The 14,042-nt window shown below is 68.6% G+C and carries 4 protein-coding genes; all 4 read left to right on the top strand.

Going from position 1 to position 14,042, the window contains the following annotated elements:
* Positions 1-64: 64 nt before the first annotated feature.
* A complete protein-coding gene (locus ABZ464_RS40575; protein ID WP_359286615.1) occupies positions 65-5,854 on the top strand; it encodes an RHS repeat-associated core domain-containing protein in 5,790 nt (1,929 codons plus the stop codon).
* A gap of 169 nt (positions 5,855-6,023) precedes the next feature.
* Positions 6,024-10,850 carry a LamG-like jellyroll fold domain-containing protein gene (locus ABZ464_RS40570; protein WP_359286610.1) on the top strand — a complete coding sequence of 1,609 codons (4,827 nt, stop codon included), beginning with the start codon at positions 6,024-6,026 and terminating at the stop codon, positions 10,848-10,850.
* Between the two features lie 82 nt (positions 10,851-10,932).
* On the top strand, positions 10,933-11,844 hold the full coding sequence (locus ABZ464_RS40565; RefSeq protein ID WP_359286607.1) for a transposase family protein: 912 nt from the start codon (positions 10,933-10,935) through the stop codon (positions 11,842-11,844).
* A gap of 586 nt (positions 11,845-12,430) precedes the next feature.
* Complete coding sequence (locus tag ABZ464_RS40560) at positions 12,431-14,041, top strand: IS1182 family transposase (RefSeq protein WP_359286606.1); 1,611 nt, start codon at positions 12,431-12,433, stop codon at positions 14,039-14,041.
* Position 14,042: the final 1 nt, after the last annotated feature.

Genomic DNA, 14,042 nt, shown 5'->3' with positions numbered 1-14,042 from the left:
TGCAGGCGCAAGGCTGAGTGGCAGCTGCACAGATGTGTTTGACCAATCTTGTTCGGAGGTCGCAATGCGTTTACGGCGTGGGCCGGCGTTCGTGGTGGCCGTGACGGGGGTGTTGACGGTCCTGGTTGGGGCCGGGGCGGGCACGGGGGCGGTGGCTGCGCCGGTGAAGGTGGAGGCGGCGAAGCCGGTGGCCGTGCAGGCTCGGGGAAAGGATCCCGAGGCGGCGGTGGCGTTGCAGAAGACGCCGACCGTGGTGTGGCCGAAGGCCGGGGCGGCGGAGGTCGTCGCTGAGGGGCTGAAGGCCGCGTCACCTGTGAGGGCGGGGAGCCTGCCGGTCTGGGTCGGGCAGCCCGTCAAGGGCGGCGGTGGGGGCACGGCGCGGGTCGAGGTGCTGGACCGGGCCGCCACGGCCCGGATCGGCGTCAAGGGGATGCTGCTCAGGCTGGGTCACACCGACAAGGTGGCCCGCAAAGTGGCTGTCGACGTCGACTATGCGGGCTTCCGGAACGCGTACGGCGGTGACTACGGCTCACGTCTGGCCCTCGTACGGCTTCCGGAGTGCGCCCTGACCACCCCGAAGGCCAAGGGGTGCGGGTCGGCCACCATGGTCGCCGCCCGCAATGACACCGGCGCCGGGCGGCTCAGTGCGGAGGTGACCGACGGCCTCTTCGCGGTCACCGCGGCGCCGGAGGGCAGCGCGGGCAGCTTCAAGCCGACCTCGCTGGCCCCGTCGGCGACCTGGCAGGTGGGCCTGCAGTCGGGCGACTTCACCTGGTCGTACCCCATCACCGTGCCGCAGTTGCCCGGCCAGGTACCGGAGGTCGGCCTGGCGTACTCCTCGGGGGCGGTGGACGGCCGGGTGGCGTCGACCAACAACCAGCCGTCCTGGATCGGTGAAGGCTTCGACTACCAGCCGGGGTTCATCGAGCGGTCGTACAAGCCGTGCAGCGACGACGGTCAGGCCGCGACGATCGGAGATCTCTGCTTCGCCTCGGACAACGCCACCGTCGTGCTGCCTGGACTCACCAGCGAGCTGGTGCACGACCCGGTCAAGGGCTGGCGGGCCGAGCAGGACGACGGTTGGCGAGTGGATCTGCTGACCGGGTCCGACAATGGCGACGCGGGCGACGCGGGCGACGCGGGCAAGGGCAACGGGGAGTACTGGCGGCTGACCTCACCGGACGGCACCCAGTACTTCCTCGGCCGCGACCGGCTGCCGGAGGCAACGGCCGGCAGCCCCAGGACCAACTCGACCTGGACAGCGCCGGTCTTCGGCAACGGTGACGGCGAGCCGTGCCACAAGGCCACGTTCGACGCATCGTGGTGCCAGCAGGCGTACCGCTGGAATCTGGACTTCGTCATCGACCCGCACGGCGACGCCATGTCGTACTGGTACGAGCGGGAGACCAACTACTACGGCCGCAACGGCCGTTCGGACCAGCCGACGCCGTACACCCGCGCCGGGCAGCTGGTGCGGATCGAGTACGGCCAGCGGGTCGGATCCGTCTACACCACTCCGGCTCCCGGCAGGGTGCTGTTCACACTCGCCGACCGCTGCATTCCGGGCACCAGCTGTGTCCATTCGCAGCCGCAGAACTGGCCGGACACGCCATGGGACCAGTGGTGCGGCTCGGCGTCCTGCACCGTGTTGTCGCCGACCTTCTGGACGACCAGGCGACTCTCCAAGATCACCACTCAGGTGTACGCCGACGGCGCGCCCAAGGACGTGGACTCCTGGACCCTGACGCAGTCCTATCCCGTTCCCGGCGACACCACGAGCCCAGCGCTGTGGGTCGACTCGATCCGCCGCTCCGGACTTGTGGGCGCCACCAGCACTCTGCCCGCGGTGACGTTCGACGGCGAGAAGAGCGAGAACCGGGTGGACGCCGCTGAAGGCATCGAGGCGATGTACAAACGGCGGATCGAAAGGATCTACACCGAGACCGGCGGCGAGATCAGTGTGACCTACCAGCCGACCCAGTGCCGCCGCTCGGCGCTGCCCCAGGTGGACAGCAACCTGATGCGGTGCTTCCCGGCGATCTGGGGGAGCGCCCGTACCGAGGACTGGTTCCACAAGTACGTCGTGACCGAGGTCAGGGAGATCGACCTGGTCGGAGGCAACCGGGACAAGGTGACCTCGTACGAGTACGACTTCGGCAACGGCTCCGGCTGGCACCATGACGACGCCGAACTGGTGCCGAACGAGCGCAAGAGCTGGGGGCAGTGGCGCGGATACCAGAGGGTACGGGTCCGCACCGGCGACCAGGGCGAAAACCGGACCCGGACCGACTACCTGTTCTTCCGCGGCATGGACGGGGACATCAACAAGTCCGGAAGCCCTGACTCGAGCAAGGTCGACGACATCCCCGACCAGACGATGTGGCGGGGCTTCGCCCGGATGGTGACCGCCTACGACGGCGACACCGACACCGTAGTCAGCCGGACGGTCTCCACCCCGGCCAACCTCGGGACCACCGCCAGCCGACCGCGTGGATCGGGGTCGCTGGAGGCCCATCTGACCGATGTCGAGTCCGAGGAGACGGTCACGCCACTGGCCACCGGCGGACAGCGCACCACCAGGGTGAGCTACACATACGACTCGAAGGGTCGCCTCACCGAGACCGACGACCTCGGCGACATCTCCACGGCGGACGACGACACCTGTGTGCTGACCGAGTACGCCGAGAACCAGAACGAGTGGATCATCGACCCGGTGAAGCGGCAGGTCACCGAAGGCGTCCAGTGCGCCGCCACCGCCTCGTACCCGGCCGACCTGGTCTCCGACAAGCGCTACTACTACGACGGCCAGGACACCTGGGGTGCCGCGCCCACCCGGGGTGACGTGACCCGGGTGGAAGAGGCATCCGGCTGGTCCGGCGGTGCCCCGGTGTACACGACCACCAGCCGCACCGTGGTCGACGCGCAGGGGCGGCCGACCAAGCAGTACGACGCGACGGACCAGCTGACCCAGACCACCTACACCCCCACCGTCGGCGGCCCGGTGACCCAGACCGTCGTCACCGATCCCAAGAGCTTCACCACCACGACCACACGTGAGCCGCGGCGCGGCAGCACGCTTGCGACCGTGAACGCCAACGGCGGCCGGACGGCCATGAGTTACGACCCGCTCGGTCGCCTGACCAAGGTCTGGCTGCCGGGCCGTGACACCGGAGACTCGCCCAACCTGGAGTACGCCTACACGGTACGAGCGGACGGCCCCAGCGCGGTGACCAGCCGCACCCTGCTGGCCGGCAGCACCTACCGGCTCGGCTACGAGCTGTTCGACGGCCTGCTGCGCAAGCGCCAGACCCAGTCGGCCTCGCCGACCGGCGGAAGGGTGATCACCGACACCCTGTATGACTCGCAGGGCCGCATCGCCACGGTCAACGAGCCGCGTAACACCACCGGGACAGCCGAAGCCGCACTGGTCGACGCCCCCGTGGAGGCGGTGACGTCCTATGAGTACGACGGCGCCGGGCGCCGGTCGGCCGAGGTGCTCAGCACCAACGACAACGAGCTGCGGCGGACCACCACGACCTATGAAGGTGACCGGACCTCGGTGGACCCGCCGGACGGGGACACCGCCAGAACCGAGATCACCGACGCCCGAGGCCGTGTCGTGGCCGTACGCGAGTACTCCGGCGGTGCGCCGACGGGGCCGTACGACGAGACCCGCTACACCTACACACAGGCAGGGAAGCTGTCCACCGTGACCGACCCCGTGGGCAACACCTGGCGTTACTTCTACGACCTGCGTGGACGGCAGACCCGGGTCGAGGCTCCGGACACCGGGGCGACGATCTCCGGTTATGACGCCGAAGGGCGGCTGCTGTCCAGCACGGACGCTCGCGGCCGCACCCTCGCCTACACCTATGACGCCCTGGGCCGTAAGACCGGGCTGTACGAGGGTTCCCCGTCGGGCACCAGGCTCGCCGAGTGGACCTATGACACCGGGACCAACGGCAAGGGGCTGCCCGCCGCCTCGATCCGCTATGTCGGCGGCAAGGCGTACGAGAGCCGGGTCGACAGTTATGACCTGCGCGGTCACCGCACCGCGACCTCCGCGGTCGTTCCCAGCGCGGAGACCGGGCTCGCCGGGACGTACCGGACGTCCTACACCTACAACGAGAACGACCAGCCGACCTCCGTCACCCAGCCTGCGGGCGGCGATCTGACCGGGGAGAAGGTGGACTACACCTACGACGACCTCGGGCTGCCCCAGACGATGGGGTCGGCGGACACGACCTATGTGTTCGAGTCGGCCTACACCCCGCTCGGCGAACCCGAGACCTACCGGCTGGGCCAGGGCGACAAGCAGGTTCTGCATGACTTCGGTTACCAGGAAGGGACTCGTCGGCTCAACTCCGCCGGTGTCGTGAAGGCTGCTGATACGACGGTCATCGCGGATGTGCGGTACGGGTATGACGCGGCGGGGAATGTGCTGCGGGTTGCGGATGGGGCGGTGGGGGATACCCAGTGCTTCCGGTACGACTATCTGCGGCGGTTGACGGAGGCGTGGGCGGTTGCGGCGGGGGAGTGCGGGGATGTGCCGGAGTTGTCGGTGCTGGGTGGTCCGGCGCCGTACTGGCAGTCGTTCCGGTACGACAAGGTGGGCAACCGGACGAGTGAGGTGCGGCATGCCGCCGGCGGGGATACGACGCGGAGCTATGCGTATCCGGTGGCGGGTGGGGTGCAGCCTCATACGGTGCGGTCGGTGGTCACGAGTGGGCCGGGTGGCTCGCGGACGGACACCTTCGGCTATGACGCTTCGGGTAACATCACGCAGCGGCCGGGGCAGGTGCTGGACTGGGATGCCGAGGGGCATCTGGCCTCGGTGACGGAGGGGCCGAAGGCCACGTCGTACCTGTACGACGCTGACGGCAACCGCCTCATCCGCCGCGACCCGGGCGGCACCACCCTCTATCTGGGTGACACCGAGCTGCGGTTCGCCAACGGCGCGACCAAGGGCACCCGCTACTACCGCTACGCCGGCACGGTCATCGCGGTGCGCACGGCGGGCAAACTCGCCTGGCTCATCCCCGATGCCCAGGGCACCGCAGGGATTGCCGTCGACGCGGCAACGCTGGAGGTGACCCGCCGCCATCAGTTGCCGTTCGGCGCCGCACGCGGCTCGGCGGTGACCGACTGGCCGGGTGAACGGGGCTTCGTCGGCGGGACGACGGACACGCCCACCGGGCTGATCCACCTCGGCGCCCGTGAGCTGGACCCTCTCACCGGACGGTTCATCTCCGCCGACCCGGTCGTCGACCAGCAGGACCTCCAGCAGGTCAACGGCTATGCCTACGCCAGCAACAACCCGACCACCTTCACCGATGCCGACGGCCTGAAGGTGTCGAAGCCGGTTCCCCACGTGACCAAGCAGAACCGGTCACTGACCGGTGTGCGCTGGGTCACAAAGCAAATTCCTCCCTCCTCAAGCCGCAAGCTGAAGCAGGACCGCATCGTGGAGTGGATCAAGAAGTACCCAGACGCGTACGAGGAACCGTACGACGGCAGCTACGAGGTCTACTCCAACAACTACGGCCTCGACGCCGACCGGAGCAGCGTCGGCTCCTGCTTCAGCGGCAACCCACGCCCGGCGATCGCCTGCCGGGACAAGCAGACCACGACCAACGCGGTCCGGCTTGTGTCCCAGTGGGAGGACCGTGGATGCGGCGGCTGGAACCAGTGCATCACCCCGAGGCCGGTCGACCTGGTGCAGTACCTCGTGACGGACGACGACTCCACCACGACGCATACGTCGACTTCCGTCCTGGGCGGTCTGCTGGACCGGATTCTGAGGCCGGGGCAGCTCAGCAGCAGCGGTGGCGGCGGCAGCGTGATTCTCGGCTGACCGTGCGAACACCGGGGGAGGGGAAGCAATGATTCGGCGGTTGCAGGCGCTGGTCGGTGTGGCATTGATCGTCCTGACCTTGGCCATACCATCGGCTTCCCCTCCCTCTCCTGCCAAGGCCGTCGCCCGCCCATCCGCGGAGGCCGGGAAGCCGGTCGGGGAGGCGGCCATGGCGAAGGCCCGTCGCACCGGTCGCCCGGTCGACATCCCCGCACTGGGGTCGGAGTCCCGGGAGGTCCACGCCGAGCCGGGCGGCACCTACTCGGCCCGGATGTACGCCCGACCGGTCCGGGCCCGCAAGGGCAGCGGATGGGTGCCGATCGACCCCCGGCTTGCGGCACGGCCGGACGGGACGGTCGCTCCGGTCGCTGCGGCAGTGGACCTCCGCCTCTCCGGCGGGGGAACCGGTCCGCTGGTCCGGCTCCGGCGCGATGGCACGGAGTTCAGGCTGTCCTGGCCCCGGCAGCTGCCCGCGCCGGTCCTCGACGGAGCGTCCGCGACCTACCCCGAGGTGCTGCCCGGGGTGGACCTGATGGTGCACGCCACCGGGACCGGGTTCTCCGAGGTCCTGGTGGTCAAGTCCGCTGCGGCCGCGCGCCAGGCCGCACTGGCCCGCGCACGGTTCGGCCTGGCCACCACCGGCTTGACGGTGCGTACCGACCGCTCGGGTACGACCGTCGCGGTCGACAAGCACGGCAAGGCGATGATCACCTTCGGTGCGGCATGGATGTGGGACTCGGCCGGCGGACCCGACCCACGCGGCCGTTGGGGACGTGCCGCTGTGCCACGCACCCGGGAGCCCGCCGCCGGTGACCGCCGGGCGCGGATGGGCCTGGTGGTCGACCGGGGTGCACTGACCATCGTCCCGGACCGCACCATGCTCCTGGACCGCCGCGTCACCTTCCCCCTCTATCTGGACCCGCAGTGGGCGGCGGACCGTCAGCACTGGCTGATGGTCGAGCAGGACCTGCCGAACTACGGCTGGTTCGACTCCTCGTACGACGCCCGGGTGGGGCGTGACCCGGAGGACTCGACCACCGACCGGTTCCGTTCGTACTTCCAGATGGACACCTCGTTCGTCGCCGACAAACTGGTCAAGAAGGCAGTCATCAGCTTCGCCGAGCGGTGGCGCTACTCCTGCACTCCCGAGCCGGTGCACCTGTGGCTCACCGGGGCGCTGGGCCCCAACGCGACCTGGGCCGACAAGCCCGCACCCGCCAGACTGCTCGGCTCCTTCACCACGCCCACCGACAGCACCAACTGCGACAGCTACCGGAACGCGGAGTTCGACATCAAGCCGCTGCTGACGGAGGCGGCCACCAACCACTGGACACAGGTCACGCTCGCGCTGCTCTCGGACGAGTCGGCCGGTGCCAACGGCGCCAAGGTGTTCGACAACAACCCCTTCATCGACGTGGTGTACAACACGGTGCCTGCCGCCCCTGTACTGGTCAGCACGGCGGGCGTACCCGGCTGTTCGGACACCTCACCCACGTACATCAACAAGACCAGGGCGGAACTGCGGGTGCGTCTGGTGGACGCGGACCCCGACCAGCAGACCCGGGCCACTGTCGAATGGCGCGAGGTGGGCGCGACGGCGGTGAACTCCCTGGACACCGGCTACGGCACCTCGGGCAGCGAGTTGCCGATGACGGTCACACTGGTGGCGGGGCACAGCTACGAGTGGCGGGCTCGTGCGTACAACCCGATCACCGAAACGGATATCGACACCGGCCCGTACAGCGCCTGGTGCCGGGTGGTCGTGGACACCACCAAGCCCACGACCGTACCGACCATCACCAGGGTGTGCCCGGGCGTCTGCCCGGAGTACGAGGTGGACAAGCCGGCCACGTTCACCTTCAATGCGGGTGCGGACCCGGATGTCGCGACGTTCTCCTACACGCTCGCCCCCGGCTCCGCACCGGCGGTACGGGTCCCGTCAGTCGGTGGCTCCGCCACCGTGCAGATCACCCCGGAGTCAGCCAACAAGAACACACTGACCGTGTTCGCCCTGGACCGGGCCGGTAATGCCGGGTCGACGCGCCAGCTGACGTTCTATCCGCGAGCCCTCGCCAACCCGGCCGCCTGGTGGAAGATCGAGTCGGGGCAGCAGGTGATGGCCGACTCGGCCGGATCGCACCCCGCCACGCTGACCGGCGGCTACTCCTGGACGCAGGGCCGTGACGGCAGCGCCGCGCTGAACCTCGACGGGACCGACGGCACCGGCGCGCAGACGGACGGTCCCGTGGTGAACACCAACGCCAGCTTCACAGTGATGGCGTGGCTCCGACTGGACGACGTCGGGGACTGGCGCAATGCGCTCAGCCAGGCCGGTGCCCGGTACAACGGGTTCAATCTCCGGCTCGACATGCTGACCCGCAAGTGGGCCTTTGCCATGCGTGAGTCCGACGAGGACGGCGCTGCCGAGCCCATGGCGGTATCGAACACCCATGCACAGGTCGGCGTCTGGACCCATGTCGCCGGAGTGTACGACCACGAGGCGGGTGAACTGCGGATCTATGTGAACGGCAGACTCGCCGGCCGGACGGCTCACCGCAGTACCTGGAACGCACAGGGCCCCTTCGGCTTCGGCTACTCCAACTACTACGGCTTCCACCCGTCCCGCTGGATGGGCAGCATCGACGACGTCCGGGTCTACTCCTTCGCCGCATCGACCCGCAAGGTCATCGAAACCATGGGTGTCGTGGGCAAATGGGGCCCCAAGGCCTGGTGGCAGCTCGACGGCAACGGCGTCGACTCGACGTACCAGGAGCACACGGTCACCTCGATCGGTGGCGCAGGCTGGACCACCCGGCTCAGTGGCCAGGACGCACTCAGCCTGGACGGCAATGACGACTCGGCGTTCAGTGAGGGCCCTGTCGTACACACCGACCGAAGCTTCTCGGTCGCTGCCTGGGTCAGGCTCGACCGGGCGAACGGGACCGTCACCGCAGTCAGCCAGGACGGCGAGTACGACAGCGGATTCACCCTCGGCCATCTGGACGGCGCGGGCTGGGCGTTCACCATGAACCGCAGCGACAGCCTGGGCTCTGCCGCGGTGTTCGACCGTGCGATCTACCAGGCGCCGGTCCAACTCGGCGTATGGACCCATCTGGCTGGTGTGTACGACGCCAACCTGCGGCAGCTCTCCCTGTATGTCAACGGGCGCCTGGCCGCGACCTCCCCCCACCAGAGCACCTGGGACGCCCAGAGTGTGGTGGCGATCGGCCGGGCGAAGAACTACTACGGCTACTGGGGGCAGTGGTGGCCGGGTGGGGTCGACGACGTGCGGTTGACCGAAGGCGCGGAGACCGCCGATATGATCAAGAGCTGGATGGGCGGCGAGTACTCCTATGGCCCGCAGGGGACCTGGGAGCTGGACGAACAGACCGGTACCACCAGCCGTGACAGCACCGGTAACGGGCACAACCTCTATGTGTCCGCCCCTCGTCCCTGGACAGCCGGAAGGCGTGGTGGGGCGCTGCAGTTCGGCGGCAACGAGGGCGAGGCCGCCTACACCGCAGGACCGGTCGTCGCCACCAACGCAAGCTTCACCGTTGCCGCCTGGGTACGGCTGGACCGGCTGGACCGGAACGCCACGGTGCTCAGCCAGGACGGCGGCTCCGACAGCGGCTTCACGCTTGGCTACGACGCCGCCGCCGGTCGATGGATCTTCGCAATGAGCAAGGAGGACCGCTCCGACGGCGAGGGCCTCATGGCCGCGGTCCGATCCACGGCAGGTCCGGTGGCGGGCACCTGGACCCATCTGGCCGGGACGTATGACGCGAAGAAGTACGAGCTGAAGCTCTATGTCAACGGTGCGCTCGCCGGGACCGTGCTGCACCGGAGCACCTGGAACGCGACCGGGCCGTTGCAGGTCGGCCGGGGCAAGCTCAACGGCGTACGGCAGGACTGGTGGCCGGGCTCGGTCGACCAGGTCCAGGCGGTCGACTACCCGATGGCGCCCGAGCAGGTCCGCGAACTCGTGGACGGCACCCTGCTCGGCCCCGGCGGCTGGTGGCCCCTCGACGAGAACTCGGGGGCAGGTGCCCCGGACACCTCCGGCAACGGCTACTCGCTCGCCCTTGCCGGAGGCGCCTCCTGGACTGCCGGCCGGTGCGGCAGCGCCCTGCTCCTGGACGGCACTTCCGGTCGGGCCACCTCACCCGGCCCGGTGCTGCGCACCGATCGCAGCTTCACGGTGGCGGCCTGGGTACGGCTGGGTGCCAACAACGCCGACGCCGCTGTACTGAGCCAGGACGGCCTGCTCGCCAGCAGCTTCTACCTCGGCTACAACAGGGCGCTGAACAAGTGGTGGTTCATTCTGCCCACCGCCGATTCCAGCAATCCGGAGGATGTCGTCGCCGTGTCCACCGAGGCCACCCAACTGGGCGTGTGGACCCACCTTGCCGGTGTCTATGACGCCGCCACCCATGAGATGCGGCTCTATGTCAACGGCGTACCGACGGCGGCCACCACGGTCGCCACCACCTGGAACGCCGTCGGCGGCCTGCGGCTGGGCGGCGCCCAGTGGAACCACAACCCGGTCGACTACTGGCTGGGCACGGTAGACGATGTCCGGGCCCTGGCGCGTGCCGCGTCCCAGAGCGAGATCCAGGACCTGATGGCTGGCTGCCGGCCCCCGGCCAACTCACGGTTCGAGAACCCCGACGATGTGGCGATTCCGGATCTGTCCACCGTGGAGAGCCGGGTGACGGTGTCCGGCCGGTCAGGCAGTGCTCCGACGACGCTGCACGTGGAGGTGGCCATTCTGCACACCTACCGCGGTGATCTGGCCATCGACCTCATCGGCCCGTCCGGTCGTGCTTACCGCCTGAAGAACTTCCAGTCCGGTGACGGTACGGACAACGTGGTCGCCACCTATACGGTCGACGCATCCGCCGAGCAGGCCAACGGGGTCTGGCGGCTCCGGGTGCAGGACACCGCCTCCGGCGACAGCGGCCGGATCGACGGCTGGGGCCTGGTGTTTGCCTAACGAGCTCGTGCACGACAAGCGGTGAGACGTCGTGCCTGTAATGGTTGATCATGGTCGGGTGGTGGGGAACAGGACTCGTGCAGTGATCATCAGCAACCGTCGCATCACTGGCCTGACGGGCGATGTGATCGCTGAACTCGTAGCCGAGATAGGTCCGTTGTGGCATGAGCGACACCAGGTCAAGCTGACCTCTCGGCCGCGCAAGCGGGCTGTGGGCGGCGGGCCGAAACACCAGTTCGTCTTTGTCGACCGCCTGCTGGCTACCCTCGTTCACCTTCGTCATGGAGCCACTCACGACGTGCTGGCCTGCTGGTTCGGCGTTGACCGCTCGACCGTCACCCGAGCTGTCAACGAGGTGCGCCCTCTGCTCGCCGGGCGAGGCTGCACGGTCAGTACCGGCGTGCGGCTGCGGACCCTGGCCGACGTCGTCGAGCACCTCGGCTCGAGCGGGATGACCGGCATCATCGACGGCACCGAGATCCGTGTCCGGCGGCCCGCTGTCGGACGCAAGGACCGGGACAGGTTCATCTCGGGCAAGAACAAGCAGAACGCTGTGAAGTCGATGGTGGTCACGGACGGCGAAGGCCGCGTGCTGTGGTGCAGCCCGACCCGGCCCGCGAGCTGTGCGGACATCACCCATGCCCGCCAGTTGGGTCTGGTCACGCTCCTGGCCGACGGGCCCGCGGTCGAGATCCTCGCCGATGCTGGCTACCAGGGCCTGGGCGCTCAAACCGGAGGCCGGGTGGTGACACCACCGCACCGAAAGTTCAAGAAGAACGCCCCCGACTGGTACGAGGAGATGTACGAGCGCCAGCGCAAGGCCCACTCCTCACGCAGAATCCGAGTCGAACACGGCATCGCCCATCTGAAGAACTGGCGGGCCCTGGCCCGCCACCTCGGCCGCCGCGAGCACATGAGCGACACCGCCCAAGCCATCGCCGGCCTGCTCTCCCACCAGCAGACCGCGGACCTGCACTCGACCGGTCAAACGTAAGCACGGGCCCACCGAGGTTCTCGACGTCTCACCGCTTGTCGTGCACGAGCTCGTTAGCTACCGCCCGAACAAGCGGCCCAGGAACCCCACCGACAAGACCAAATAGGAAAAACCGGTGGACGTCGTCGGGATACCTGGCAGTAGAGGCGGTCGGCTACGGTCCTTCATCCGGAGGCGGCGTTTCGGCAATCAGTTTGGATGGCTGTTCCTAAAGCGCTCCGCAGTGAACGCGCGCTTGCCGGCCGCGGTCCCCATCGTGCCCGATGGGGCGCCGGTGGAGTGGGGACCTGCGTCGGTGCGGCGTGTCGCGGTTTCCCACGAAATCCGGTGGAGTCTCAGCGGCCGGAAGTGGTTGGGTCCTGCTCAATGCTTCGCTGACACGGCCCGGCACAGTGCGAGGCGCAAGGTCCGAATCGCAGGCGCGGTCTAGCCCCAATGCCGTGACTCTGCTGGTGATCTTGTCCGGGGTGCTGACGGTGGGGCCGTTGGATGATTCGCTGGAGGAGTGCGGGGTGGCCTCGGATTTTGGGGTGTGGGGGCAGTGTCGTTACGGCCGAGGAGTTTCCAGCGGATTCCGGTGAGGACGGTGCGGACCGCGCGGGCGGCGTGTCTGAAGAGCACTCCGGCGATGCTCATCCGGGACCGGCTCGATGTCCTGTTCGGGGACGAGGAGTTCGGCGGGCTGTATCCCTCCGACGGCAAGCCGGGGCTGTCACCCGGACAGCTTGCGCTGGTGTCGGTGCTTCAGTTTGCGGAGAACCTCTCCGACCGTGCGGCGGCGGACGCCGTCCGCACCCGGATCGACTGGAAGTATGCCCTCGGCCTTGAGCTGGAGGATCCGGGGTTCGACCACTCGGTGCTGTGCGAGTTCCGGGCCCGGCTGGCCGAACAGGACGGCGCCGCCGACCGGTTGCTGCAGGTGATGCTGGAGCGTCTGGTGGAGGCCGGCCTGCTCAGGGCCGGGGGCCGGCAGCGTACCGACGCCACTCATGTGCTGGCTGCGGTTCGCACGCTCAGCCGCCTGGAACTGGTCGGGGAGACGCTGCGGGCGGCGCTGGAGGAACTGGCCGAGGCCGCCCCCGCCTGGCTGACTCCGCTGATCGAGCCCGAGTGGGCCAAACGGTACGGGCGCCGGGTTGAGATCGGCAAACTGCCGGGCGGGAAGGCGGCCGTGACCACCCGGGCCGAGGAATTCGGCAGGGACGGACAGAAGATCCTCACCGCCGCATGGGCCGCCGATACCCCACCCCACCTGCGACTTCTTCCACAAGTGGAGATTCTGCGAGAGGTATGGGTCCACCACTACTACTGGGATACGGACGGATGTCTGCGCTGGCGGGACGGCCACGCACTGCCGCCCGCCTCGCTGCGGTTCGACTCTCCCTACGACACCGACGCGCACTACTGCGTCAAACGGGACACCGCCTGGAGCGGCTATCGGACGCATTTCACGGAAACCTGCGACGAGGAACGCCCCGAACTGGTGGTCCATGTCGCCACCACCATCTCCACCGTCCAGGACATCGAGCTGACCGACGCCATCCACGACGAGCTCGCCGAGCGGCAGTTGCTGCCCCGCGAGCATGTCGTCGATTCCGGCTATATCTCCCCGGCACGCATCGAGCGGGCCCTGCGGGTGCACGGCATCACTCTGCTCGGCCCGGTCGTCGCCGACCACAGCAGCCAGGCCAAAGCCGGTTCGGGCTTCGGCAAGGCGGCCTTCACCATCGACTGGGACAACGAGCAGGCGATCTGCCCACGCGGAGCCACAAGCGTGTCCTGGACCGAGCTGCGGATGAAGGGGAACACCTATCTGCAGGCCCGGTTCGCCGAAGCGGACTGCCGGTCCTGCCCGGACCGCACACAGTGCACGTCCTCCGCGACCCGGCCCCGCTCGATAGCAGTGCTGCCCCGACCCCTGCATGAGATCCAGACGCAAAACCGGCTCGATCAGCAGACCGAGGAATGGCAGCGCCGTTACGCGATCCGCGCCGGCATCGAGGCCACCCTCTCGCAGAACGTCCGGGCCCACGGGCTGCGACGTTCCCGCTACCGCGGCCTGGCCCGCACCCACGTCCAGCACGTCCTGACCGCGATGGCCTGCAACGTCGCCCGCATCGCCGACTGGATCGACACCGCACCCAGAACACAACGCCGGGCCACGCACTTCCGCACTCTGTGCTCAGCCACCGCATGAC

It is taken from the genome of Streptomyces sp. NPDC005820 (genome assembly GCF_040630255.1).
Classification (GTDB): domain Bacteria; phylum Actinomycetota; class Actinomycetes; order Streptomycetales; family Streptomycetaceae; genus Streptomyces.
This window is presented reverse-complemented; position numbering and strand designations above follow the sequence as displayed.